The sequence below is a fragment of the Proteinivorax tanatarense genome (assembly GCF_040267685.1).
Classification (GTDB): domain Bacteria; phylum Bacillota; class Proteinivoracia; order Proteinivoracales; family Proteinivoracaceae; genus Proteinivorax; species Proteinivorax tanatarense.
On the sequence record NZ_CP158367.1, the window covers coordinates 1825376 to 1850807 of the forward strand.

28 protein-coding genes and 1 other annotated feature are annotated in these 25432 nt (G+C 34.1%); of the genes, 1 reads left to right on the forward strand and 27 read right to left on the reverse strand.

The window, feature by feature from the left end:
- Positions 1–22 precede the first annotated feature (22 nt).
- From PRVXT_RS09065 to PRVXT_RS09195, 27 genes are all read right to left on the reverse strand, one after another.
- Positions 23–772 (reverse strand): PHP domain-containing protein, encoded by a 750-nt coding sequence (locus tag PRVXT_RS09065; protein ID WP_350342560.1) that lies wholly within the window; start codon positions 770–772, stop codon positions 23–25.
- Positions 759–1103 carry an AraC family transcriptional regulator gene (locus PRVXT_RS09070; protein WP_350342561.1) on the reverse strand — a complete coding sequence of 115 codons (345 nt, stop codon included), beginning with the start codon at positions 1101–1103 and terminating at the stop codon, positions 759–761. Before PRVXT_RS09070 ends, PRVXT_RS09065 begins: the two co-directional genes overlap by 14 nt.
- 31 nt (positions 1104–1134) lie before the next feature.
- Positions 1135–2355 carry a [Fe-Fe] hydrogenase large subunit C-terminal domain-containing protein gene (locus PRVXT_RS09075; RefSeq protein ID WP_350342562.1) on the reverse strand — a complete coding sequence of 407 codons (1221 nt, stop codon included), beginning with the start codon at positions 2353–2355 and terminating at the stop codon, positions 1135–1137.
- A gap of 24 nt (positions 2356–2379) precedes the next feature.
- The gene (locus PRVXT_RS09080; protein ID WP_350342563.1) at positions 2380–2802 is read right to left on the reverse strand and encodes an ATP-binding protein; all 423 of its coding nucleotides are present in this window, start codon (positions 2800–2802) and stop codon (positions 2380–2382) included.
- A 14-nt stretch (positions 2803–2816) separates the two neighbouring features.
- Positions 2817–3176 (reverse strand): hypothetical protein, encoded by a 360-nt coding sequence (locus PRVXT_RS09085; RefSeq protein WP_350342564.1) that lies wholly within the window; start codon positions 3174–3176, stop codon positions 2817–2819.
- A gap of 118 nt (positions 3177–3294) precedes the next feature.
- Entirely contained in the window at positions 3295–3909 is a 615-nt protein-coding gene (locus PRVXT_RS09090) for a hypothetical protein (protein WP_350342565.1), read from the reverse strand.
- Positions 3910–3923: 14 nt separating this feature from the next.
- Positions 3924–4667 (reverse strand): polysaccharide deacetylase family protein, encoded by a 744-nt coding sequence (locus PRVXT_RS09095; RefSeq protein ID WP_434064291.1) that lies wholly within the window; start codon positions 4665–4667, stop codon positions 3924–3926.
- 156 nt (positions 4668–4823) lie between these two features.
- A complete protein-coding gene (locus PRVXT_RS09100) occupies positions 4824–5063 on the reverse strand; it encodes a thioredoxin family protein (protein ID WP_350342567.1) in 240 nt (79 codons plus the stop codon).
- Between the two features lie 26 nt (positions 5064–5089).
- A complete protein-coding gene (locus PRVXT_RS09105; protein ID WP_350342568.1) occupies positions 5090–6208 on the reverse strand; it encodes a permease in 1119 nt (372 codons plus the stop codon).
- A gap of 2 nt (positions 6209–6210) precedes the next feature.
- Positions 6211–6525 (reverse strand): ArsR/SmtB family transcription factor, encoded by a 315-nt coding sequence (locus PRVXT_RS09110; RefSeq protein ID WP_350342569.1) that lies wholly within the window; start codon positions 6523–6525, stop codon positions 6211–6213.
- A gap of 128 nt (positions 6526–6653) precedes the next feature.
- The gene (locus PRVXT_RS09115; protein ID WP_350342570.1) at positions 6654–7508 is read right to left on the reverse strand and encodes an energy-coupling factor ABC transporter ATP-binding protein; all 855 of its coding nucleotides are present in this window, start codon (positions 7506–7508) and stop codon (positions 6654–6656) included.
- A gap of 19 nt (positions 7509–7527) precedes the next feature.
- Entirely contained in the window at positions 7528–8229 is a 702-nt protein-coding gene (locus tag PRVXT_RS09120; protein ID WP_350342571.1) for an energy-coupling factor transporter transmembrane component T, read from the reverse strand.
- Between the two features lie 3 nt (positions 8230–8232).
- Positions 8233–8913, reverse strand: coding sequence for an energy-coupling factor ABC transporter permease (locus tag PRVXT_RS09125; protein WP_350342572.1), 681 nt, complete (start codon positions 8911–8913; stop codon positions 8233–8235).
- A 97-nt stretch (positions 8914–9010) separates the two neighbouring features.
- Complete coding sequence (locus PRVXT_RS09130; RefSeq protein ID WP_350342573.1) at positions 9011–9307, reverse strand: hypothetical protein; 297 nt, start codon at positions 9305–9307, stop codon at positions 9011–9013.
- Between the two features lie 351 nt (positions 9308–9658).
- Positions 9659–9874, reverse strand: a complete 216-nt coding sequence (locus tag PRVXT_RS09135; RefSeq protein ID WP_350342574.1) for a hypothetical protein — start codon at positions 9872–9874, stop codon at positions 9659–9661.
- A 160-nt stretch (positions 9875–10034) separates the two neighbouring features.
- Positions 10035–11678, reverse strand: coding sequence for a tetratricopeptide repeat protein (locus PRVXT_RS09140; RefSeq protein ID WP_350342575.1), 1644 nt, complete (start codon positions 11676–11678; stop codon positions 10035–10037).
- A 248-nt stretch (positions 11679–11926) separates the two neighbouring features.
- Entirely contained in the window at positions 11927–13192 is a 1266-nt protein-coding gene (locus tag PRVXT_RS09145) for a bifunctional folylpolyglutamate synthase/dihydrofolate synthase (protein WP_350342576.1), read from the reverse strand.
- Positions 13192–15819 carry a valine--tRNA ligase gene (locus PRVXT_RS09150; protein ID WP_350342577.1) on the reverse strand — a complete coding sequence of 876 codons (2628 nt, stop codon included), beginning with the start codon at positions 15817–15819 and terminating at the stop codon, positions 13192–13194. Before PRVXT_RS09150 ends, PRVXT_RS09145 begins: the two co-directional genes overlap by 1 nt.
- A gap of 201 nt (positions 15820–16020) precedes the next feature.
- Positions 16021–16246: a binding site (T-box leader), on the reverse strand.
- A 491-nt stretch (positions 16247–16737) separates the two neighbouring features.
- Entirely contained in the window at positions 16738–17886 is a 1149-nt protein-coding gene (locus tag PRVXT_RS09155; RefSeq protein WP_350342578.1) for an NAD(P)/FAD-dependent oxidoreductase, read from the reverse strand.
- Positions 17876–18154: a (2Fe-2S)-binding protein gene (locus tag PRVXT_RS09160; protein WP_350342579.1), complete on the reverse strand. Its 279-nt coding sequence runs from the start codon at positions 18152–18154 to the stop codon at positions 17876–17878. Before PRVXT_RS09160 ends, PRVXT_RS09155 begins: the two co-directional genes overlap by 11 nt.
- A complete protein-coding gene (locus PRVXT_RS09165; RefSeq protein ID WP_350342580.1) occupies positions 18147–18644 on the reverse strand; it encodes a 4Fe-4S dicluster domain-containing protein in 498 nt (165 codons plus the stop codon). The genes PRVXT_RS09160 and PRVXT_RS09165 overlap by 8 nt, the downstream gene beginning before the upstream one ends.
- Positions 18638–19705 carry an NAD(P)/FAD-dependent oxidoreductase gene (locus tag PRVXT_RS09170; RefSeq protein ID WP_350342581.1) on the reverse strand — a complete coding sequence of 356 codons (1068 nt, stop codon included), beginning with the start codon at positions 19703–19705 and terminating at the stop codon, positions 18638–18640. The genes PRVXT_RS09165 and PRVXT_RS09170 overlap by 7 nt, the downstream gene beginning before the upstream one ends.
- Positions 19706–19717: 12 nt before the next feature.
- On the reverse strand, positions 19718–20005 hold the full coding sequence (locus PRVXT_RS09175) for a (2Fe-2S)-binding protein (protein WP_350342582.1): 288 nt from the start codon (positions 20003–20005) through the stop codon (positions 19718–19720).
- A 170-nt stretch (positions 20006–20175) separates the two neighbouring features.
- On the reverse strand, positions 20176–21507 hold the full coding sequence (locus PRVXT_RS09180) for a methyl-accepting chemotaxis protein (RefSeq protein ID WP_350342583.1): 1332 nt from the start codon (positions 21505–21507) through the stop codon (positions 20176–20178).
- Positions 21508–21537: 30 nt separating this feature from the next.
- On the reverse strand, positions 21538–22464 hold the full coding sequence (gene hprK, locus PRVXT_RS09185) for an HPr(Ser) kinase/phosphatase (protein WP_350342584.1): 927 nt from the start codon (positions 22462–22464) through the stop codon (positions 21538–21540).
- Between the two features lie 20 nt (positions 22465–22484).
- Positions 22485–23201 (reverse strand): hypothetical protein, encoded by a 717-nt coding sequence (locus PRVXT_RS09190; RefSeq protein WP_350342585.1) that lies wholly within the window; start codon positions 23199–23201, stop codon positions 22485–22487.
- Positions 23202–23219: 18 nt separating this feature from the next.
- Positions 23220–24125, reverse strand: a complete 906-nt coding sequence (locus PRVXT_RS09195) for a malate dehydrogenase (protein ID WP_350342586.1) — start codon at positions 24123–24125, stop codon at positions 23220–23222.
- 110 nt (positions 24126–24235) lie between these two features.
- Here PRVXT_RS09195 and PRVXT_RS09200 point away from each other — a divergent pair, with 110 nt between their 5' ends.
- Positions 24236–25252, forward strand: a complete 1017-nt coding sequence (locus PRVXT_RS09200) for an ABC transporter substrate-binding protein (RefSeq protein WP_350342587.1) — start codon at positions 24236–24238, stop codon at positions 25250–25252.
- Positions 25253–25432: the final 180 nt, after the last annotated feature.

Sequence of the window (25432 nt, forward strand, 5' to 3'; positions counted from 1 at the left end):
CTTTTCCAGTGTAACTATGGTACTACTCACTTGGAATCCACCACCTCCTGCCAAGTTGATTTAAAAAAGCTAATTTTATATTACCAAAGGTCGGCTTAGGTACATCAAAATAAATTGAAACCTTTCCTACCTCATTTAAACTGTGAGCATCAGAACTAGTAATTAGGTTTTGCCCTTTTAAAGTTGGATTAGATAATGCTAATTCTTTTATTTCAGATTTAGCACTAATCTCTATGGCGTCGAATTTTATATCTTCAGGTATAAAACCTAAATTCGTAAGTAAACCATTGCTTTTTCTATCTACATGTGCTGGAACAATCATGCCACCAAATTGAATAACCTTAGCAGCAATTTGGTTTAATGTTAAGTTGGATCTCTGTAGCAAAAGTGTTTCTTCATAGCCTATTATTTCTTCTTTTTGGTTAACAATTATTTGCTCCCCAAAAAAGTCCGGTTTGTTACTTATGTTTTGTAAACTAGCGTAAATTATTGCATCAAAATCTAAAATAGTTTCTAGGGTTTCAAAAAAACATAGAACGTGTATTTCTTCAAAAGTTTCTACTTCTATTCCAAATAATATACTAATATCTTTATCAAGTTTTGCAATTTCATCAAAAGCTTGCAAGTTCTTAGCTGAATTATGATCTGTTATGCCTATAATATCAATACCTCTATCTTTTGCAACACTAATTATATCTTTAGGACCCATAGATAAATCTGAACATGGAGATAACACAGTGTGAATGTGTAAATCCCCTTTATACAGAGGCATTTTCAGTGCTTACTCCTAAAGAGTATAATTTGCCTACTATATCGAACAAAGACTTTTGTGTAGAAAAAACATTCATTCCCTTTTCTTTAGCAGCTTTGATGGTTTCTTCTTCCACTTCCCCTACAACAATAATTGCAGATAACTCGGCAAGTAGCGCTACAGCAATAATATTAGGGTGATTTTGGTGTGTTACCCAAATGCTACCTGGACTACTATGAGAAAAAACTAAACTTAACAAATCAGTACATAGTCCACCTTTTACCTCTGAGCTTGAATCACAAACATTTACCTCTATTAAGTTTAATTTGTCTACCAGATCTTTTAACACCATTTTATCCCCTCACATTCATAAAAGAGTATTATTATTTTTTAAACACACATCTTGTGGACTGGATACTACCTTGAACAAAATCTTCTGCGTGTGCTCTGCACGTTGGTGCACCACAGGCACCACAGTCATATCCAGGTAGTTTACTTAAAATTTCCTGTAGCTTTTTACCTTTACTTATCGCTACAGTCATGTTATTGTCTAACGACATAATTTGCCGTGGTTTAATTTCTTCTTCCCACTCAAAGATAGAGTGGTCTAATTTATCGATTCCACTACTTTGTACATTATTATTAAGCAATTCTGCCTTTTTTCTAATTTTCACTCTTGCAATAAAAGGATTTTCCACCACCAGTGGACCACCTACACACCCTCCTACACAAGCCCAACACTCTATATAATCAACATTAGGTAGTTTACCTATTTCTATCTCACCTAATACCTTTGTTACATGTTCAATACCGTCAACCACAACATTATTATATGCTCCCACTGCCAGAGATTCTCCTCCTGCTCTAGCCCAACCATACCCTTTGCCTGAAGCTTTTAATTGTAGGGTTTTTGTATTTTTCATGTTAGCAAATTTTAATATATTGCCGTATAAATCCACTATAGATAATACTTTATTGACACTGGACTTCTTTCTAGCCACAGGTCTTTTTACAGCCGTCACCTTTGCCGGGCATGGTGAAATATAAAAAATCCCTATGTCTTCAGAATCTAGCCCTCGTTCTATAGCCTTTTTTCTTGCTAATTGCCCTGCCACTTCCAAAGGAGCTTCGATTGTAACCAAATTTTTAATTAAATCTGGATATAAAGCTTGTATTAAACGGATAACAGCGGGACAAGAAGCTGATATTAGCGGGTGGTTAGTTTTTACTATTTTTTCTTTGATTTTTTTAGAAACTAAATCACAAGCAGTAGCTACATCAAAAACTTCATCAAACCCTAGAGATAAAAAACTACCTAATATCCTTTCAGGCTGAACATCAGGAGCAAATTGCCCAAATATTGCAGGATCTGGAAGGGCAATTTTATACTTATAATTATCTAAATCCTTCATATTATCAACTCTACCGGTTTTTGCATGGTTTGGGCAAGCCCTTAGGCAAGCACCACAGTCGGTACATCTAGTTGTCATGATTTCTGCCTTTTGAGAATTAACGCGCACTGCTTCAGTGGGGCAGACTGTAACACAAGCTGTGCAACCATTGCACAATCCCTCTCTAAGATTTACAGAATGGAAATTAGACATTATCCCCCTCCTTGTATTAAATAGTTAACTTAAATACACCGTGGCCACTAACTCTGTCCCCTCTTCTTCACTGGACTGTAAATCCAGCTTATCTGCGCTGCGCTTGATATTGGGCAAACCCATCCCGGCACCAAAACCCAGCTCTCTAACTTCAAGAGGAGCGGTTGAAAAACCTGCTTTCATGGCTTTAGAAAGGTCTTCTATACCTGGACCCTTATCTTTTGCAGTAACCACAACCTTATCGGGAAATACTTCTCCTTGGAGCACACCACCAAAGCTATGAATAACAAGATTCACTTCTGCCTCATAGCTAATTATTGCGACTCTTCTCATAATGTCCGGTCGAATACTGAATTGATGCAACATCTTTTTAATCTTACTTGAACCTTCACCTGCTCTAGTAAAATCCATCTTTTCTACTTGCCAAACAACTTTTAAAGTTTCCATAATTTTTTTCCACCTTAATTTGCGTAACCACAAGGTTTTAAACCATGGTGAAATAATATTCCACAACTTTCAAACATGGTTTTCTCAGTGGCAATTATAGTTATATTACACTCTTCGGCTAACTCTAAAGTATGGTCTTCTACAGTTTCTATTTTTCCTCTAACTACTACTATACCACTTAAATCAAGCATCTCCGCAGTTCTAACCACTTGGCTATTAACTAACCCAGTTAATAGTAGTGTATTACTTTCAGTAAAAGCAAGTACATCACTTAAAAGGTCAGCACCATAAGCAGCTTTTATCTCTCTATTTAGGAATTCTTCACCTGCCACTACTTTTCCTTCTACAAGTTGGTTAACTTTTTTTAAATTCATATACTCTCCTCCTGTGAAACATTTCACTATAATTTCTAAAAAAAATGCAACCTGATACTTGCTAAAATTATATCATCCACAGGTGCATATATCAATATTTTTTTTGTCAGTCATTATGTTAAAATAATGTTTCAAATATCAACTTATGGTATGTGTTTTTATATATTAGTTCTTCTGACTCTTTCCACTTGGTATAGTTTGTAATAATTTCTAAAATGACATCCGATGAGCCTTCAGGAACATCAATTTCACTCTCTTGTCCATCTACCAACTGAAAAAGATATTTTGCTTCTTCATTTTTATTAAAACTTACTTCTTGACTTACTAAGTAATTATCTATCCCTTTATCCTTTTGCTGCTTTTGAATTGTACGAATAACATCTTCTGTATTGTTAATATTAGAATAAACTTTGTATTCACCATCCTCTTTTACCTTAAAGGACGGAAAACCATGATAATTAATTGCATCTACTAAATTTCCTGCTCCCTCCTCACTTTCAAAAACGCCATTTTGAATCACGTATATTGTTTCTTCTTTTACGTCTTTTTGTTCAACTTGTCCACTTTCGTCTTTTTCCTCATCCTTATTGTTTGGGGAAGCTGATACCTGTTCAGTGGCTGTTGGGGCATTACCATGCTGAGCAATAAGAGCTAACATGGAGTTTGACATTATATAAGTACTGATAACTGCAATCACTGTTAATATTATTAATTTGTTCACTTCTCCTCCCATTACCATCCCCCCAATTATTTTTTGATTTGCTGCCCTTGATGATCTATATAATAATTTTGTTTGTATATCAACTCAGAAATAGGAACAACTTCCCAACCTCTATCTTTTATAAGATAATCTAAAACCAAAGGTAAAGCTTCTGCAGTATACTTACCATTGTTATGAAACAGAATTATAGAACCTTCAGAAGTCTTGGCTTTTATCCTTTCGACTATATCCATTACTCCTCTTTCTTTCCAATCCAAAGAATCTACATCCCACTGTATTGTATGATAACCTACTTTCTTTGCTGTGTTTATTAAATTATCATTATAGTCACCAAAGGGTGGTCTAAAAATGCTTGCTTTTTGACCAGTTAACTCATAAATCTTTTCCTCTGTTGTTAATAACTCTGTTTTTATTTGCTCTGATGTAAGCTTGCTCATCTGTGGATGTGTAGTGGAGTGATTCCCAATTTCATGACCTCGTTTATGTATTTCTTTAACTATCTCAGGGTACTCATCTACCCAAAAACCAACCAAAAAGAAAGTAGTCTTTACATCATATTCATCTAAAATATCTAAAATTTCTTTAGTGTAATCAGCCCCCCAAGCTGCATCAAAAGAGATAGCCACTTGAGGTTTGTCTGTTTGTACACTATATATAGGAAGTTGTCTTTCTTGAGTCATTGCCATTTTATTCCCAGAAGAAAAATTGTAAAGTAAACTACCCATTATTAAGGCTAACAGAATAATTGAAAACACTCTTTGAAAATTCAATTTACACACCTCCTTTTCAACATTCTATTGCTAAAACTATTAAAATATAACTGCAAAAAAGTAAAAGCTTCAATCAGAGGGAGTAACACTAAAGTAAGTCGCTATAGAAAAATCCCCCCTTTAGTCAATAGTCACTAAAGGGGGGATTTATTCTTTTTAAATTTCCTCTTCAATAAATTTAACTATTTCCTTAGTTTTTGGAACCTTGCCAGTTACTTTAATATTATCATTGATAATAAGACCTGGTGTCATCATAACTCCAAGATTAATAATTTCGTCAAGGTCAGTAACTTTTAAGACCTCTCCTTCAATTTCTAATTCTGTCAAAGCTTCTCTTGCTCTTTCTACCACCACTTCACAGTTTTTACATCCTGATCCTAATACTTTAATCTTCATAAAACATCTCTCCTTTTTTTATTTTATTAACTTACTATAGCACCAAAAAACATTCCTGCTATAGTAGCCATTACTATCACCAATCCCGCATACACAGCTGTTTTTTTTGTTCCTAGTACATTCCTTATTGAAAGCAAGTTGGGTAAGCTTAAAGCAGGACCAGCAAGAAGTAGAGATAGGGCCGGCCCTTGACCCATACCTAAATCCATAAAACTCTCCAATATCGGTATTTCTGTTAAAGTTGAAAAATACATCAACATTCCAAAAATTGCCGCTATAAAGTTTGCTGCAAGTGAATTACTGCCAACTAGACTTGTAATAACTTCACTGGGTATGGCAACTTTAATAACCCCCGCAATAAAAACACCTAAAAGAAGCATAGGAAAAATAAGTTTCATTAATCCAAAGGTTTCATCAACCCAACCTTGCCTTTCCTCTTTATCAAATAAGCGCTTTGTCACAATACTAACTACAATAATTAACGCTATTAAGATGGTATATTTAACTACCAATTCTACAATCGGCGTGCTTGTAAAAGTTGATTCACTGGTTCCAAAAACTGCTGCTATGGGAGTATTTGATACAAAACTATAATCTAATGTGCCGAAAAATAAAATTCCTATTAACAAGGCAAAGAAACCTGCAACTGCTTTTTTACTCTTTTCTTGTTCTTGTTGCCCACTGAATAAATTGCTATCCTGTTTATGCTCTTCTGGGAAAATTAAAGACATTAGCAATCCTATAACAATTGCAAAAACTACTGCTCCAATTATTCTAGCCAAACCCATCTGCCAGCCAAGAACGGAAGATGTAAGGGTTATGGCAAGTAAGTTAATGGCAGGTCCTGAGTATAAAAAAGCAATAGCCGGACCAAGTCCTGCCCCTCTCTTATAAATTCCTGCAAAAAGAGGAATAATGGTACAAGAACATACAGCCAACAAAATGCCTGATACCGAACCTATAGAATATGAAATATATTTTTTTGTTTGAGCTCCAAAATATTTAAGTACAGCATTTTTTGATAAAAACATAGCAATGGCTCCTGCAATAAAAAATGCCGGTAATATACATGTTAAAAAATGATTAGTCATATAATACCATACCTCGTTAATACCACTTAGAAACCACTCAATAATTAAAGTCATCGTTATTCCTCCTCATAGAATAATCTTTGTAATGCTTTTATTTCTTTTTCTTGTATGTTATCAATAATCTGCAAAAGTGATAATATTTCTTTGTGCTTAATCATGTATATGACTTTAAGTCCGTCTTTTTTGCTAACTAAAATACCCGCCTTTTTTAGCACACCTAAATGCTTTGATAGATTAGATTGCTCACAATCAAGAGCCGGAGCTAACTCACAAACACATTGCTCCCCTTTTAATAATTTTTTCACTACCTTAAGCCTTAGGGGGTGACCCAGTGCTTTTAATAATTGACTTTGAAACTGATTTTTTTCCATTTTTACTTCCCCTTTTTATATGACTATATTACCCTTTAGTCATATATTAGCGCAACAATAATCTAATGTCAACCCTTTACTTTTCACTTAAAAAAAGGTCTTAAACTAAAATAGTCTAAGACCTTGTACTATGATGATATTTTATTTTGTTTCACTAGTTGAGTATACAATTGATAAATTTGCTCTGCGCCGTCATTTGCGTTTTGGGGATGTTTTAAAGGCAGTTGTCTTTTTATCAAAATAGAAAATAGCTGATGAAGTTGTGGCTGCAGAAGTTTAGCTTTATTTAAGACTTCTGATTGTGCAAAAATCTCCTTAGGATTTCCCCTTGCAATCACTTCTCCATCGCTTACTATATATACCTCATCGCTGATGGCAAAAACAGTCTCTACATCATGGGTGGTGGTAATTATAGCTGTATTATACTTCTTATTAAAATAATTAATAATCTTAAGCAAACTTTCTTTGGATTTAGGATCCAAGCCGGTAAAAGGTTCATCTAAAATTAATAGCTTAGGATTCATAACTAATGCTCCAGCTAGCACAACTTTCTTCTTTTCTCCTCCACTTAAGTAGTGGGGAACCTTATGAACAAGGTGAGTAAGTTGTAATTCTTCTAGCACCCAGTTAACTTTCTCTGCAATCTCCGACTCTTTTAAGCCTGCCCCTCTAGGCATCAAAGCTATATCATCATAAACTGTTGGTGCTATAATTTGTTCTTCGGCATTTTGAAAAACCACTCCCACTTTATACCTAAACTGTGAAAACTCTTTACTAGGGGTAAGATCAAAAACCTTTAACTTACCTTTATTTGGTTTTGTTATTCCTACTAAACTTTTTAGCAATGTTGTTTTTCCCGAGCCGTTTGCTCCTAACACTACCACCCGTTGACTTTTTTTAACGGATATTTCTCCGTTAATTTTTACATCAGTTTTGTCTGGGTAAGTAAAATTAAGATCTTTTGCATAAATTAATTGTTCCATTTATATGTCCCCCTACTTATTAAACCCATAAGTAACTAAGGATAAATATTATAGTTAACCCTATAGGGTAAGAATCCCATACACTTACTTTAAAACTCTCTGTTTCTTTTAAAGTACCACAACTATATCCCCTAACTCTCATGGCATCAGCCATATTATGAGCTGAGTCCAAAGCTTTTATAAACGTTATTGCCACTAATGCTCCCATATTTTTCATGTTGGGTATCATTCTTTTTCGATTAAAGCCTCCTTTGAGTTTAAGAACGGTAAAAAGATTGCTAAAAAGATTGTGAAAAATAAAAAACGACCTATATGTGAAGAAAAGCCCGTCTACAAAGAGAGTTGGCAGAATTTTTTGCATAATGGCAAACAAGTTATATAAAGGTGTAGTAGTTATAAAAAATATTAAACTTAGTGCAATTGCACAAGACTTAGAAATAAGCCATAAACTTTGGTTCAGTGGTAATCCAGATATTAAAGTAAAAAGCCCTGTAAAAAAGAAAGGATAAAACAACAATGGCAGCACTTTTAGCAAAGGCACTTTATTTGCCATCATTGTGGCAATTAACATACAAAATATCATCAAAGGATAAATTGTAGACTTTGTAGCTATTAATAGAATTACTGTTATAGTTACAAATAATGCTTTTACAATAGTGCTGCTTAAGCAAAAAGGCGCCTTGTTATTCACTGCTAAGTGATCTAAATTGGCTAAATCCAAAGCTTAACTTCCACCTTTCACTAAATAATCGGGTCTAACTTTTCTTATATACCCTACAATTGCTGTTACTATAAGAACTTCTATTATTATACCAACCATAACTATACCTAATATAGCCACTAGACCTCCATGAAAGTGATTGCCTTCATCTATAGTTTGGGGTTCATGACTACAGGAGCTAAAAGCTTCTGTTAGGTCTTGTCCGGCAAAAGTTAAGGTTATAAGCATTAAAATTACAGATACTATTAACCCCATTGAAACACCTATCGCTATAGCTTTTCTCCAACTAACTTTGGAAAGCATTAAGCTAAACAAATGATAGCCAATTACTAACTCAGCTCCCATTATCATAGTGTTAAGCCCAACTACAGTGATACCTCCATGTCCAAATAGAGCAAGAATGAGATTAACTATAAAAAGTGAAATAAAGCCAAGCTCAGGCCCTAATAACAAAGCTGCTACTAATATTAAGCTCAAGTGAGCAGGAACTGGTCCTAAAGGTATCGACATAGCAATTAGCATAAGAGCAGAAACTACACCTAACTTTGCTAGATTATTATAAAACTTATCTTCCTTTTTGATTACTTTGTAACTTGTAAAAAACAGCAATGACAAAGCTATGATATTTGAACTTATCACAAGCCATATTGCCAGCACACCATCAGTTACATGTAAATGACTCATAGCTTACCTCCTAAAAGCATTTATATTAAATTATTCCTATATTTTATGTAGTATAACCCAAAAATTAAAAATATTGCATCAAAGATATAACTTGTTTTTACGCTGAGCATGCCTCTATAAGATCTTTATAATCAAATTTTCCAAATAGCTTTGGTAATCCATTGACAAGAACTATCGGTAAACTTAAAAGTCTTTTTTCAACAGCCAATAATAACTCCTTATTATTATGATTTTTAATAAAATAATCATAACCTATAATTTTAATATTTACGTCTTTACTACTAGCTAACTTAAAGTCGTCAATCACCTTATTAATCTTTAACTCTTCACAATTGGCACCTTTAGAACAGCATTTTTTAGGGGTATCATCAATAACAATTTCTATATTTAACATTTTGGTCTCCTTTAGTTTTTGAGATTTGTGGAAAGCTAATAACTCCTAACATAACGTAAAACTTCATGGGCTTATATCCCGGTTTACTGGAATAAAAACTAAATCATATCTTTTTATAAGGCGCTTTTTTTAACATTTAAGATTTACTTTCGTCCAGTTACACATATTACGCTTTAACTTTTATAAATAATAATTGCAGCTTCGCCTATGGCTCTAATCTGAGATATATCTATAGGTTTTTACTAGCTAAAAATTTGGATTTAGCATTGGTTATTGGGATTCTATTATATTCCCTTCCGGAAAGTCAAAACTAAAGTCTAAGACATTTCCAATAAGAACACCTTCTTCAATCTATGACTTTTCTACCAGATATACCTTTGACCATTTAAAACTATGTAGATCTTTAGCAAGTTTATTAACAAATTTAGGATTGTCTACAGTTAGTGAGTCGCCAATTTTATGCACTTCACCTAAGGTAAAGTATTTGACGTTTTTTTCAAAAATCTCCACGGCGGTAACTTGTTTTTTAAAATTATCTCTTTTACTTTCCCTATATTTTTCAATCACTTAAATTAAACACTCTAATCCTATAACTTTTTTGAACTTATCATATTTATTTCATCTTATAAAAGTTATTAAGTTAAATTACTATTGTCAGTAAATTATATCATATTTTAAATTAAAATTGTAGCAATAAAAAACCACAACATTTATGTTGTGGTAAAGTTTAAAAGCTTTTCAGACCTTTCTTTAATTTACGTACTTTTGTGGTGACTCCTTTACAATTAACAGAAAAATGGTTAAAAACCTCTCCCTTTGTTTCTTCGCCGCAATTACTGGTCTCTAAAACAACTAAAACTACCAAAGAAGCAGCCCAAAGATCTGTCTTTTTTATTATAGGATTATTTTCTTTGACAAATTCTAGCCAGATACTCTGAGCAGCATATACTTGTGCTAAATCAAACTCACCTTGTAAATATTTTAAAGCCTCCTCTAAAACTTCCTGTTGTTTAGAAGTAAACTTTTGTTTTTTTAATCTTGGCGCCCAGTTTGAGCTTTCAGCAAAAGAGATTTCTTGATTTGACATTTCATTAAAAGCATAATTTCTATCCTCATACTTAATTTGCAAGTCATAGATAAATCCAATCAAAATTGAATTTAGCATAGAATTTCCCATGCTTACAATTAGGTCGATAATAATCTTTGTCATAGTTTCTTCTTTTTTTAATGCCCATTTTATATCTTCGATAAGCTTTGTATCATCAATTGTTTTCTTAAGCTGCCCTTCGTCACTTTTACCCAATTTTTTAATAATTTCTAACACAGAATTATACGGCAATTTAATTTCATATGAAATTGGTTTAAATAGTGACTTTCCCTCCACTATATCTTTTATATAGCCTTCATATAATTCGGTGTAAGGATTTTGGGGTTCAATCTCTTTAAGGCGATTAAGATGCTTTTGGGCCAACTTAAATTTTCTCATGTTAAAAGCTGCAACAGCAGAAAAGTAAACAATCTGAAAATTTCTAGGCTCCTCTTCTACAATCGAATTAAACATAGCATATGCCCAACTGTGCTTCCCTACCGTTCCATATGTCATTCCTAACTTTATTTCTTCATCTATATGCATAGGCTCTAACGAGGTGAGGCTATTTAAAGTGTTTTTAAAAGCCACCTCATTGCCTAATTTATAATAAAAAATCAACAAATTACTGAGGGAATAAATGTTTTCTGCATCAATCTTCAGCGCTTCCTTACAAGTATTAATTGCCTCTTGTATATTTCCTTTATAAAAATAGCATAGTGCTATATTATTCCTAGGGGCTATAAAGTTTTTATTAATATCTACAGCTTTATTAAACATTTTAATTGCTTCATCAAAATTTCCTTGTTCCACTAAGTTAATACCATCAGAACAGACTTTTTCAATTTTTTGCAACTCTTGTTGATCTTTCGCTTCAAATTCATATTGAAAGTTTTTTATGTTAGATAGTATTTCCTCTGCTTGAGAGGCATACTCTCCTTTTGGTGACAACTGTAAATACTTATCTAAACATTCTTTTACTTTTATATAATTATCAGTTTGCCCATAATTGTATGCTAGATAATACCAACATTCTGGCATACTATTTTCTTTATCCTTCTTAACTATAGATTTCAAAAGTTTATTGGATTCTTCAAATTTTTCTACTTCTGAAAACATAGAAGCTAAATTAAATTGGTTTATCAAATTATCAGGTTCAACCTGAATGGCTCGTTTTAAATAAGTAATAGCTTCCTCCATGTTATTTTTTAAATAACTGTTATTAGCACGAGCATAATAAAAATCTGCACCTCTACTAAACGGTATTACATTTGTATAACCCAAAATTGCTCACCACCTATCTTTACTTTATACAGAAGTTAATTATAGCATCTAAAGAACATAAAATGCAATAGGAAAAAAGAGTTCCCGACAAATCTAAATAAAGTAAAATTAATCAGCGGGGACCGTCTCCCCGCTGATTAATAGCTAACCCTAACTCTCCTTACAATTTTTGAATTCCCCACCAATTATTGAATTTAAGCTTACAATTTGCTCAACTCAGTAATATTTTCCTACCTTTGAGCTTTTGATTACAAAGTTAGCTTTGCTGGTCCTACTGTGCTAAAAGACCCAGTTACACAAATTATTTCATAATCCAGTTCCAAAGCTTCTCTAAGTGCATATTTAGGATTATCAATAGTTTGGATAACTTCCACCCCGTGTTTAGTCAGTAAGTCAGTCAAAGCCTCTGCAGGCATAGCTCTTTTGTTTACAGGAGTAGTTGTTATGATTTTAAAGCTGCTATTTGATAACATTGTTGCTATTTTTTCAATATCTTTATCTGCATAAATGCCTAAAATTATAGCTGTTTTCCTATTGTTAAACATTTTTGTTAAGTTTTTTAAGAATACTGAATAGCTGCCTTCATTGTGGGCTACATCAAAAATTACTTTCTTATCTTTATAGTTAATTATCTCAAATCTACCTGATAATTTAATTTTTGATATAGAATCATAAAACTTTTTATTATCTATTTTAATCCCCTGTTGTTTTAAGACCTCTATTACTTGTAATGCAGTTTTTAAGTTTTCCAGCTGATGGCTACCTAAGAGGGAAAATTTTGTTTCATATCTTTTATCAATTTTTATCACTTGACTTTCACTTTCCATTTTAAGGAATTCAATATCTGATTTTTTCTCAATAAATATAGGAGCTCCTATGCCAGAAGCTATGTTATTTATAGTAGTGTAAGCCCTTTTATCTAAATCACCAAGAACTACAGGTGAGCATTTCTTTATTATCCCCGCTTTTTCAGCGGCAATTTCCTCTAAAGTATCTCCCAAAATACTGGTATGATCTTTTGAAATAGATGTAATAACAGATACTAGTGGCTTATCTATGACGTTGGTAGCATCAAATTTCCCTCCTAAACCCACTTCTAGTATCACTATATCAACCTTTTTATCAATAAAATACATAAAAGCTAGTGCAGTAACAACTTCAAATTCTGTAGGCTCTCCCAATGGATCATCCTTTAGTTTTTCTATAGCAGAAGAAAGCTTTTTATGGTACTTATTTAACTCATCAATTTTGGCATAATTTCCATTAACTTGAATTCTCTCAACAAAGGAAGTTAAGGCAGGGGAAGTGTAAGCCCCCACCTTAAAACCCTCTTGTTTTAAACCGTTTGCTAAAATTGCAGTAACGGAACCCTTACCATTAGTTCCTGCAACATGTATAACCCTCAGTTTATTTTGTGGTTCTCCTAACAAAGCACAAAGCTTACGCATTCTTAAGCACCCTTGGCTATTCATTCCGAAAGTATTTAGGGAGTTTACAAGGTTTATTATTTCCATTAACTTTTAAGCTCCTTAATTCTTTCTTTGACTTTTAAAAGTTTTTGGTTGTAATTTTCCATTTTTTCCTTTTCTTTTTCAACAACTTGTTTGGGAGCTTTGTTAACGAACCCTGGGTTTTGTAATTTTTTCTGCACCCTTGTAACTTCTGACTCTAGTTTCTTAACATCTTCTTGCAACCTTTTAATTTCCTCTTCGATATTTATAAGGCCGGCAAGAGGCATATAAAACTCCCCGATGTTCACGACCTTAGACATAGCTTTTTGTGGTTTTTTACCACTTAGGCTTATCTCAAGGTCTTTTAGTCCGGCTAAAGGTTTTATATAAAGTTCTCCTTCCTTTACAACCTTAAATCCTTCTGTATCATTAGCTAAGAATATTGCTTCTGCATCTTTATTATTTGCCACATTCATTTCGCTTTTTATATTTCGTATAGCGCGAATAACCTCCATTATTGACTCAAATGAAGCCTCTATTTTTTTATCCACAAACCTATTATCTACTTTAGGCCAACTTGATGTGATAAGGTATCCTTTACTGTATGGAAGGTTACTGTAAATTTCTTCTGAAATGTATGGCATAAAAGGATGCAAAAGCTTCATAGTTTCTTCTAAAACATGATTTAACACCCACATTGCTACTTGTTTTTGGTTAGCATCTTCACCATACAGACGGGGTTTGCTTAACTCAATGTACCAATCACAAAATTCATTCCATAAAAAGTCATATATAGCTTGCGCACTATTCCCTAACTCATACCTTTCCAACTCTTTTGTAACTTCAGCTTTAGTCGTATTTAACCTACTTAATATCCAGTTATCTGCTAATGACAGCTGGTTATGTTCAATCTCTTTACCATCAAAGTCTTCTAAATTCATAAGCACAAACTTAGCAGCATTCCAGATTTTATTGGCAAAGTTCCCGCTGCTGTCTAGCTTTTCTTGGCTAAATCTTGTGTCATTTCCTGGAGCTATACCTGTTATTAAAGCAAAGCGTAAGGTATCTGTCCCTTGCTTTTCAATGACTTCTATCGGATCTATACCATTTCCTAAAGATTTACTCATTTTTCTCCCTTCGGCATCTCTTATAAGACCATGGATGTATACATCATCAAAGGGGGTTTCATCCATAAATTCTATTGAAGTAAAAATCATCCGTGCCACCCAAAAATAAATAATGTCATATCCCGTTACAAGGGTGGATGTAGGAAAATATCTTTTTAAATCTTCGGTTTGCTCAGGCCAACCCATGGTGGAAAAAGGCCACAATGCTGAAGAAAACCATGTGTCAAGAACATCTTCATCCTGTTTAAGCTGTGTGCCGTTACACTTATGACATTTAACTGGCTCCTTTTTCGATACTGTAACTTCTCCGCATCCACAATACCAAGCAGGTATTCTATGCCCCCACCAAAGTTGTCTTGATATACACCAATCTCTAACATTTTCTACCCAATTTAAATATATTTTTGTGAATCTTTCTGGTACAAATTGAGTTTCTCCGTCCTTAACCTTTTTAATAGCGGGCTCCGCTAGCGGCTTCATTTTTACAAACCATTGGTCAGAAAGATAAGGCTCCACTATGGTTTCACATCTTTCACAATGTCCCACGGAGTGGTCATGATCTTCTATTTCAATTAACAAGCCTTTATTATCAAGTTCTGCTATTAAATTCTTTCTGCACTCAAATCTATCCATTCCTTTAAAGTGAAGGGCTTTTTCTGTCATTACTCCATCTTCATCTATTACTACTATATTTTCAAGGCTATGCCTTGTGCCCATTTCAAAATCGTTTGGGTCATGGGCTGGTGTAATTTTAACTGCACCAGAACCAAACTCAAGATCAACATAATCATCAGCAATAATAGGTATTTGTCTATTAGTAATAGGCAATAGTATTTTTTTGCCTATCAAATGGGCATATCTCTCATCTTTTGGATTTACGGCTACAGCGGTATCTCCTAGCATAGTTTCAGGCCTTGTTGTTGCTACTACTAGGTATTCATTGGAGTCAACTATAGGGTATTTAATATGCCATAATTCCCCTTGCTTATCTATATGTTCGACTTCAATATCAGATAAAGCTGTTTTACAACGGGGACACCAATTTATGATGTAATTACCTCTATAGATAAGACCTTTTTCATAAAGTTGAATAAACACTTCATTAACTGCTTCGGAGCAACCTTTATCTAAAGTAAATCTTTCTCTAGACCAATCACAAGAAACACCAAGCTTTTTAAATTGAGAAGTAATTCGTTTATGGTAGTCATCCTTCCACTGCCAAACTAGTTTTAAAAACTCTTCTCTGCCTAGATCATGACGAGTTTTTCCAGTTTCTTTTTTTAAGTGTTCCTCAACTTTTATTTGAGTAGCTATGCCAGCATGATCAGTTCCAGGTATCCAGAGAGTATCAAAACCTTGCATTCTTTTCCATCTAACCAAAATATCTTGCAACGTTCCGTCCAGCGCATGTCCTAAATGTAGCGCTCCCGTTACATTTGGGGGCGGTATTACTATGCTATAAGGCTCGGCGTCTTTATCGCCAGATGGAGCAAATAAATTGTTATCCATCCACACATCATACCATTTTTGTTCAAAATTCTGTGGGGTAAATGTTTTGTCCATTTCAATTCCTCCTTCATACTTTTAAATAATAGGCGATGCAAAATTATACTACATTTGATATAGCAGTGTTTTTATAGATAATTTTAAAAAATATTCTCAAACTCCTAGTATAAGAGTCAAGTGATATAACTGTATAGGAGTTTAAAATTTTATTATTTTGTAATTACCTAACTTCTAAATAACATAAAAAACCCCTTTCATCCATAGGACGAAAGGGGTTCAGCCTCCGTGGTACCACCTAAGTTCTGATATAATATACCAGCTCTCGGATATGATAACGGGCTAAAATGCCCGGCTTCCCTTAGCAATGCGTAGGGGAAACAGTTCTCAGGCGACTTTCGGAACCACTTATTGGGGAAACTCACAGCTTATAATCTCCCTCTCTGAACAACAGTAAGTACCTACTCCTCCTGATCAAAACCTTTATATGTATAGTTTAACAATAATTATAAGCAAAATACATTGTAAAGTCAATATTAATTGAGTAATGAGACTGAATAATATAGAAGATGGTTGGATGGTGGAAAGTATAAAAACAGGTTTTCCTATATGGTCATCTAATGTAAGTAGGGTTGGACCAAACATGTAGCTTGTTCGTAGTGTTTACCGTGGCCAACTAAGGTTTGTTCTTAATGTCCTTGCGGGCTAGGCCCTTCGGCGGACCTTGAGAGCAAGTTAACTAATTGCCAATACTAAAAACAATTGCCGCGAAAACGTACATATTAGCTACATGCTGGGTCTGAAACTCACCCCAAATTTGCTTATTCTGCTTAGGCTTAGATACAGTGGTTAGCAGTTGCAGATAGAATAGAACATTAGATCAAAAGCATTGGACACTTTCACTTTAGCACATTACTCTACTCTCCTATAAAAATGTAATTTTTTTAAAGTGCGAAAACTAGATAGGTATTAATAACCCTATACAACAGACGGTTCTTTAATTAAATTACCAGCCTCAAATCTTTTTAATCTAAGCATTGAGATATCAACAGTAGGTTCTTTTCCTACTATTGTTTCTGAAATGGCTTTAGCTACAGCAGGGGCAATCATAAATCCATGTCCACTAAAGCCAACTGCCATATAAAAGTTTTCAACTTCCTCTGAGTTTCCTAATATGGGCTGAGAATCTGGAGTTATATTGTAAGAACCTGCCCATTGTCTTACAACCTTCAAATTTTTAAGAGAAGGTAAGACTGGAAGCACTTTTTGCGCCATCTCCTCTAAAAAATTCCAAGTAGATGTGGTATCTGTTCCTTTTAATTCATTAGGGTCTCCAAAACCCATTATAAAACTTCCATGGGGAGTTTGTTGACAGTAGAAGCCATGTTTGAGAGATATAACCATAGGATCTTGGATTTGTTTTATTGATTGAGTAACTAATATCTGGTGGCGTTCTGAAAAAACAGGAATATCTATCCCTGCCATTTTTGATATACCCTTAGAATATGGACCAGCGGCATTTATAACAAGATCAGCGCTTATATCCCCTTTATCAGTGATAACCTTTTTAATCTTCCCTTTTTCCCTAACTAAGTCTAATACTCTTGTGTTTTTATAAATTTTTGCTCCTAATCGATTAGCACCAATAGCATAAGTAAGTGTTGTGGTAAATGGGTTTAAATGGCCATCCTTATCACAGAAAGTGGCACCAATAAGTCCTTCAGTATTTAAGTGAGGAACAATAGTTTTAGCTTCTTGGGGAGTCAAATACTCAACATCTATACCTAAAGATTGCTGTAATTGTATATTTCTTTTGTATTGATTAACCATTTCATTATCATACGCAAGCATCATATAACCTTTTTGTTTAAATTCTAAATCATAGTCTGTAGGAATCATTTCATGTAATTGCTCAAATTCCGCTATGCTTTCTTTAGCTAAAAGGCAGTTCATCTTTAAGCCCCACTGCTGTCTAACACCTGCCCCACATCTTCCGGTGGACCCAGCAGCAAGATAGTCTTTTTCTAGCAATACAATATCCTTTATTCCCTGTTTAGCAAGATGATAAGCAAGAGAAGTCCCCACTATTCCTCCCCCAATTATAATTACGTTAGCATTATTTTGCACCTTTATTACCTCCCAAAAACACTTTCATCATTGCTGGTTTTGCCGGAGGTCTTTTTTGCCAAAGGGAAATTTTGTCAATAGGCTTGTTTAGTTCAGAACTTAATATTTGTTGTAAAATACCACCACATGTTCTGCCTTGACAGCAACCCATAGACATTCTAGAGATTCTTTTAATCTCCTCAGCACTATCTATTCCATCGGAAATTAGTTTCTTTATATCTCCAACAGTTACATCCTCACATCTACAAACTATAATGTTATCATTCATAAATCTTTTCCCCCTTGAGCTTTATAAATCTAATTTCATCTGCACCTTTTGTAGAAGTCTCGATAGTTATTAAAGTTGTTTTATTAAAAGATTTACCAGTTCGTATATTGGACACAGTACACTTTTCTACAGGTTTCCCATATCTATTTAATCCAATCACCTCTTCTCCAATAGCTGGCAATGGTATAAATTCATATGGCAAAGTTATTTTTCCTTTCTCCCCACTCACATCAACTACAAAAACTGCTAGCCCTGGACACACACTTACACATATTGAACAACCATTACATTTTTCAAAATCTATATCAGGGATGTTGTTTATATCTTGACCTATTACCACCGCTTTCTGCGGGCAACTATCTTCACAGGGGTTACATGGTATAGGTTGAAAACATTCAAAAATAGCAACAGGTCCACGTTCCATGCGCCTTTGACTAGGCATTATTTCTTTTAGGTCCTTCTTTTGAGGAACTCCCGTTTTTATTAACATTCGACCACCCCAATTCTGTCGAGACCTTTTCGAACATTTTTTGCTACTTCTCCCTTTCTTAACCACCGCAGACTTTGTAATACTAAGTTAAGCTCTTTATTTAAATCCCTATTTGTTATATCCATAGATAAAGCTAGACCCGCCACTTTGCCTTCTACCATTGCACAGCTGGCTTCCTCCACTCCTGTAACATCGCCTGCCACATAAATATTATTTATTGTTGTTTGCAAATGACGGTTTCTTAATGGAACATACCCGCCTAGTTCTTTTATATACTGCATTTCACACCCTCTTTGCCATAGTAGATCATTAATAGGAGTAAGACCAACCGATAAACAGATTGTATCCACTTCTACATTAAATTCTGTACTTGGCTCAACTTCCCATTTGTTGTTTAACCTTGCTATTACAGCACCTTCTACCTCAGAGTCTCCAACTGCTTTTATAATTGTATGATTAGTGTAGATAGGAACAGCAGCTCTTGCAATCTTAGCAGAATGAACCCAATACCCCCCTATGCTATCATTGCCTTCTATTACTGCTACTACATCCACCCCTGCCTGCATAAGCTGGTAGCTTACTATTAACCCTATGTTGCCAGCACCAATCATTAAAACTTTTTTACCTGGTAATATTCCTTCTTTATTCATCAGTGTTTGAACAGCACCAGCTCCGTACACTCCAGGTAAATCGTTACCTTCAAAAGGCAAAAACCTTTCTTGGGCACCTGTAGCTATGACTGTCCCTTTAGGTTTAACCTTTAAGTAAACCTTATCATCTAACAACAGTGTAAAAACTCCATCTTCGTAACATCCTATAACAGAAGTATTTAACAACACCTTAACTTGCTCTAAGTCAATTTTATCTGGTATGTCTATCCCTCTAAGGCCGGCATAGTGTTCCTTAGATCCAAAAAATTTATGGGTTTGTTTGATTAACTGTCCCCCTAACTGATCACTTTCATCTACCAACCAAACTTCCAAGCCCTTCTCAGCTAAAGTAGAAGCAGCACAGATTCCTGCTGGTCCTCCTCCTACAACCAATGCATCTATTGTTATCAAATTTACCCCTCCTTAATGTTGACTAAATACTTCCATACCAGGTTTAACTTTAGTTGTGCAAATAGGCGTATTAGGAATGTTGTCAACTATCATCAAACATGCAGAGCATTTTCCTATAGCACAAAACAACCCCCTATCCCTACCTCGTTTTTGACTTTTAGTTAGTTTCCTATACCCAGCTGCATGTAAAGCACCGGCTATAGTTTCACCTAAATAAGCTTGTATTTTTCTATCATTATAATGAAAGCTTATCTTTTTCCCCCTTTTAAAACTTTTAATTGGGTGTTTTTTTATCCTCATAAAAATCCCCCGTTTCAATTTTTAAAATCTTCTCTTTATAAAGATTTCTTTTTTTAATGTGAAATTTCCTCTATTTTCTTAATATTTATTTTATTATTGCTAAAATAATGCAAAAAAAAAGAGCTATCTTAACCACCAAAAAAGATAGTTTAAGACACCTCTTCTTAATTTTATATTTTAAAAGTTTTAATTTGCTCTTCTAAATCTAAAGAAAATTCTTCTAGCTTTTCTGCAATCGCATTTATTTCTTCAGTTAGTGCAGTTTGTTCTTCCATTGATGCAGCAACATTTTCAATGTTAGATAAGTTATTATGTGATATATCTTGTGCTTTTTTGGTTTTAGTAATTATAGGTCTAGTTTCTTCCGACAAGCTAGTTATTTTAGCAGTAACTTGTTGAATTTGCCCAACGATCCCTTCTGTTTGTTGAAGGGTATTTTGTATTACATCCCCTGTTTTTTCAACAGTTTTTACTCCTGTGCTCACAGTATTTCTACTGTCATTCATTTGCTTAACTGTATCATCTGTTTTAACCTGTATTTTTTCAACAATAGTTCTAATTTCATCAGTAAAGCTATGGGACTCTTCCGCTAATTTCCTAACTTCATCAGCTACTACTGCAAATCCTTTGCCATCCTCTCCTGCTCGAGCAGCTTCAATAGCAGCATTTAAAGCTAATAGGTTTGTTTGGTTAGAAATATTAGCTATAATTTCAACTATTTCATTTATTCTTTCAATCTCAGCACCTAAACCCTTTAATTGTTCAGCTAGACTTATTATGTCATTGCTGATATCATTTATTGATTTAAATACATCTTGCACTGATTTTTCACCATCTCCAATATTTTCTATAGCTTTAGCAGTTTGGCTTTCAACGCTTTCTGACTCACTGCTTAATTCCACTAAATTATTCATACTAGCTGATACTATGCTGTTAACATCATCTAAAAACTCCGATTGAGTTTCTGCCTGAGATGCTACCTGCTGGGTTGTACTAGAAATTTGCTCAGATGATTGGCTTACCTCTGAGGTCCCCCTTCTCATTTTTTCCGATGCTTCTGACAGCTCCACCGCCATATTTTTTATACCACTAAGCAACGTTTTATTATTTTCTAACATTTTGTGCATTTCAAAAGCTAATTTGCCTAATTGATTTTTAGGATAGGTTTCCTGGTCCACCGTTAAATCCCCTTGTGCTATCCTCTGGGCTAACTTTTGAATTTTATTTACAGGTCTCATTATCAAGAAATATGTAACTACAAGAACAGTAAGCACATTTAAACCAACTGTAAAACCATTGTTAATGATAACAATCAAAAAAGATGAAAGTTCCGTACTTTGTGCCAGTTCAAGAGCCTCTAGTTTATTAACCAAAAATGCATTAAGCGGCGTAGTTAAAATAGTAGCGATAACCATTGCTATAGTAATTTGAAAACCTAGTCGGTGAGTTAATTTTATATTGAATACTTTGCTGAATTTATTGTTAATTCTTTTATTAGACATTATGACTCCTCCTACTTCTACTGTGATATTTTATTGGTTTTGAGTTATTAAAGAATTTAGCTTTTTACTAAATTCTTCTGGTGTGTTAGTTCCTATTTTCTTCGCTCTATGATTCATAGCTGCAATTTCCATAATAATTGCCAAGTTTCTACCAGGAGCGACAGGAATCGTATGCATTTCGATATTTACACCAAACACCTCAAAATAGTGTTTATCTAAGCCCAAGCGTTCATAACTCTTCTTATCATCCCAATGCTCTAAATTTATTACAAGTTCCACTTCTTTCTGACTTCTTACACATCCTGTTCCAAATAAACTTACCACATTTATAAGTCCTACCCCTCTGATTTCTAGCAAGTGCTCTAACACTTTTGGTGCAGCTCCAATAATTGCTCTTTCTCGTATACTTCTCAACTCCACAGCATCATCTGAGATTAACCTGTGTCCCCTTTTTATAAGCTCCAAAGCAGTCTCACTTTTACCTATCCCACTTTGCCCTTTTATTAACACCCCTACACCATAAATATCAACTAAAACGCCATGGATTGTTTTGGTTGGTGCTAAATCTCTATCTAAAAAATCCGTAGACAAAGCAATAAAATCTGTAGTTGTTCTTTCAGTTCCTAAGATAGGGATATTACTTTTTTGAGCCAAAGACAGCATGCTTTCTGTTGGCTTAAAACCTCTAGTCAAAATAATACAGGGAACTGTTTCTAAAAGAAGGTTTTTAAAACGCAATTTTTGAACTTCAGGCTCTAAGCTATACAAAAAAGTAAGTTCCGTTTTTCCCAACACTTGAATTCTTTTTTTGGGGTAGTACGCATCGTAACCTGCTAGTTCTAAAGCGGGCCTACTTATATCTTTTATTGTTATATGTTTTTTGTCTAGTAACTCTTCGCCAGAAAAAATAGTAAGATTAAATTTTTTTTGCAACTTATGTACAGCTACATTTTTCACACACTGAACCTCCATTTTACTTAGTTAGATATATCTAAATCTATTTCCACATTTTTATCTAAAACTTCAATTTCTTTTAGTAAAGACTTCTTTCCTGATTCACTGTTTACAAAAACCTCTAATTTCTGGAGTTCTATTTGTTCGTTAATATAAAAAGACACTCCAACAATAAAATTATCTTTTTTACTTAAATCCTCTTTTTGATCAGTTGATAAAAAATTTATAGTCTCTAAGTATTCTATGATATATTCATCTTTTAAAGAGCCTGAAATTACAAGTGTTTGTTCATCTTGTACTAAGGCAAAATCTTCCATGATTTCGTACTCGCCCTTATCTATCAAAGTTTTAAAATGAGAAGGCCCAGAAATAAGACTTATTATACGCTTGTCTCCGTATTCTTTAATGTCAGTCCATTCTTCACTAGCATCCCTTTTAATAAACCTGTCTGTATCCCGTTTATAAAATTCTACTCTATTTGAGCCAATTTCTCCAATTAAATACATCATATCATCAGCAAATATTTCGACGCCACGTAAAGAAACATTAACTCCAGCACCATTGTCTTGAGCGCTAGACTGAACACTAAACTGATAGTTATTGTTGTTTTCCATATTTTCTTTTACTTTTGTTAAGACTTCCTCAGGTTCATAGTCTTCTATTGAAGATAAATCGCATCCTGTTATAAGTAATGGTAAAAATAACGCTACTATAAAAATTTTAATATAAATTGAGTTCAACGCTATAACACCTCCTGCTTAAGCTTCTATATCATTTAGCATTGATTTTATAATTGATATAGAGTTTTGTAGTTTAACTTGCTTACTTGGACATAAATCAAGTTTTACTTCATGCTCTATGCCATTTTTGCCAACTATTACAGGTTCACTATATGTTGTTTCGTTGTTGTGATGATAATAGCACACCGGCAAAATTTCCTTTGTATTTTTATTGATTGCCTCAACCACTTTGCAAATTGCTAAGGATACTGAATAAAAGGTACCTCCCTTTCTTTCAATAACTTGAGCTCCTCCTTTAACAGTATCTTCTTTTATTTTGGCTAAAGTTTGTTGTGAAATTACTTTATACCTATTTAAAGGAACACCAGAAATATATGTATTGTCATCTAATATAACCATAGAATCCCCATGTTCTCCAATTACCATAGAGCTAACATTTGCTGGATGTATACCTAAATAATTACCTAACAAAGATTCAAATCTTAATAAATCTAATACATTTCCCAGTCCAAATATCTTTTGGTACGGAAGTTTTGACTGCTTAAATGCAATTTGAGTCATTATATCAACAGGATTAGATACCATAATTATATATGGCTCTGAATTGACGCTCATCACTTTATCTATTATATCTTTAACAACTTGCACATTCTTTTTAGCAAGGTCTAACCTGTTTTCACCTGGCTTTCTTGGAATACCTGCTGTTACTATTACAATATCAGAGTCAGCAGTTTTTTGGTAACCTCCTGATGAAACAGATATGTTAGGTAGTTGACCTGTTCCGTGCACAATGTCTAGCGCTTCCCCTTTAGCTTTTTCTCCATCAACATCAACAAGTACCAACTCTTTTGCTAACCCTTGCAATGCTATAGCATATGCAGTTGTAGTTCCCACCCGTCCACAGCCAATTATTGATACTTTCAATTTGCAGCCTCCTCATATAACTATTCTAAGTTTATTATATCATAACTAACATTGCTTGTAACAAAAGTCCTAATCCTAAATATAATATTTGTACAAGAAAGGGTGATGATATGAAAAAAATAACTTATCTTGCTCTATTATTAGTGCTTTTTATGAGTGCAACTCTATTAAGTGGCTGTAAAGAAAATGATGTAGAAAGCATGCCAAAAGTTCGAGTATCTGAAGTAATTCATTCTGTATTTTATGCGCCTCAATATGTTGCTTTGCACAAGGGATACTTTGAAGATGAAGGTCTTGATGTGGAGTTAGCTATAGCATGGGGAGCTGATAGAGGTGCTGCCGCTCTATTATCAAATAGTGCTGACATTGCTTTGTTCGGGCCAGAAGCAGCTGTTTATATAGCTCGCGAGCAAACAGATACTAAACTAGTAGGTTTTGCACAATTAACTCAAAAAGACGGTTCTTTCTTTTTAGCCAGAGAGCCTATGCCAGAATTTGAATGGACAGATGTAAAAGGCAAAACAATTATCGGCGGAAGACCTGGAGGGGTTCCGCAAATGGTCCAAGAATATGTTTTATATCATAATGATGTAGTGCCTCACCATGATGTAGAAATTATACAAAATATAGACTTAGGAGCAACCGCTCAAGCTTTTGAAAATGATGTGGGAGATTTTGTTCAGCTATTTGAACCCGGTGCATCAATAGTAGAAAATACTGGTAGCGGACACGTGGTTGCATCTTTTGGCGAAGCAGGTGGAGATATTCCATATACAGTTTACCATGCAACAGATAGTTATATTGAAGAAAACCCAGACATTATACAAAAATTTACAAATGCAATCTATAGAGCCCAGATCTGGGTCGATAATCACTCTGCAGAAGAGATTGCCGAAGTTATACAACCTTCCTTTGCAGAAACTGACTATGATATCCTGGTATCTTCTGTAGAAAGGTACAAAAAACAAGACACTTGGTCTAAAGATCCAATTCTCAGAAAGGAATCTTTAGATAAGCTCCAAGAAATATGTATCTTTTCAGAGGAATTAGACAAAAAAGTCCCTTATGAAGAGATTGTAAAGACTAAATTTGCCGAAGAAGCAGTAAAAAGCATTAATATAGATTAATAAAAATAAATTTCAATCAACGGAAAGTTTACCTGTGATAAGCTTAAAATATAATAAACCAAAGAGACTTTCTCAAGTAAAGAGAGATAGTCTCTTTTTCTTATAACAGCCTAAACATTGAAGTTTAGTTCTCCACTTTTAAAAAAGATCATCATGCACAAGTAAAGTTATTTGCCTAGA

Coding starts and splice junctions, on each gene's coding strand:
- PRVXT_RS09065 (WP_350342560.1), bottom strand. CDS start 772: ATGCCTCTGTATAAAGGGGATTTACACATTCACACTGTGTTATCTCCA.
- PRVXT_RS09070 (WP_350342561.1), bottom strand. CDS start 1,103: ATGGTGTTAAAAGATCTGGTAGACAAATTAAACTTAATAGAGGTAAAT.
- PRVXT_RS09075 (WP_350342562.1), bottom strand. CDS start 2,355: ATGTCTAATTTCCATTCTGTAAATCTTAGAGAGGGATTGTGCAATGGT.
- PRVXT_RS09080 (WP_350342563.1), bottom strand. CDS start 2,802: ATGGAAACTTTAAAAGTTGTTTGGCAAGTAGAAAAGATGGATTTTACT.
- PRVXT_RS09085 (WP_350342564.1), bottom strand. CDS start 3,176: ATGAATTTAAAAAAAGTTAACCAACTTGTAGAAGGAAAAGTAGTGGCA.
- PRVXT_RS09090 (WP_350342565.1), bottom strand. CDS start 3,909: ATGGGAGGAGAAGTGAACAAATTAATAATATTAACAGTGATTGCAGTT.
- PRVXT_RS09100 (WP_350342567.1), bottom strand. CDS start 5,063: ATGAAGATTAAAGTATTAGGATCAGGATGTAAAAACTGTGAAGTGGTG.
- PRVXT_RS09105 (WP_350342568.1), bottom strand. CDS start 6,208: ATGACTTTAATTATTGAGTGGTTTCTAAGTGGTATTAACGAGGTATGG.
- PRVXT_RS09110 (WP_350342569.1), bottom strand. CDS start 6,525: ATGGAAAAAAATCAGTTTCAAAGTCAATTATTAAAAGCACTGGGTCAC.
- PRVXT_RS09115 (WP_350342570.1), bottom strand. CDS start 7,508: ATGGAACAATTAATTTATGCAAAAGATCTTAATTTTACTTACCCAGAC.
- PRVXT_RS09125 (WP_350342572.1), bottom strand. CDS start 8,913: ATGAGTCATTTACATGTAACTGATGGTGTGCTGGCAATATGGCTTGTG.
- PRVXT_RS09130 (WP_350342573.1), bottom strand. CDS start 9,307: ATGTTAAATATAGAAATTGTTATTGATGATACCCCTAAAAAATGCTGT.
- PRVXT_RS09145 (WP_350342576.1), bottom strand. CDS start 13,192: ATGGAAATAATAAACCTTGTAAACTCCCTAAATACTTTCGGAATGAAT.
- PRVXT_RS09150 (WP_350342577.1), bottom strand. CDS start 15,819: ATGGACAAAACATTTACCCCACAGAATTTTGAACAAAAATGGTATGAT.
- PRVXT_RS09160 (WP_350342579.1), bottom strand. CDS start 18,154: ATGAATGATAACATTATAGTTTGTAGATGTGAGGATGTAACTGTTGGA.
- PRVXT_RS09165 (WP_350342580.1), bottom strand. CDS start 18,644: ATGTTAATAAAAACGGGAGTTCCTCAAAAGAAGGACCTAAAAGAAATA.
- PRVXT_RS09175 (WP_350342582.1), bottom strand. CDS start 20,005: ATGAGGATAAAAAAACACCCAATTAAAAGTTTTAAAAGGGGGAAAAAG.
- PRVXT_RS09180 (WP_350342583.1), bottom strand. CDS start 21,507: ATGTCTAATAAAAGAATTAACAATAAATTCAGCAAAGTATTCAATATA.
- PRVXT_RS09200 (WP_350342587.1), top strand. CDS start 24,236: ATGAAAAAAATAACTTATCTTGCTCTATTATTAGTGCTTTTTATGAGT.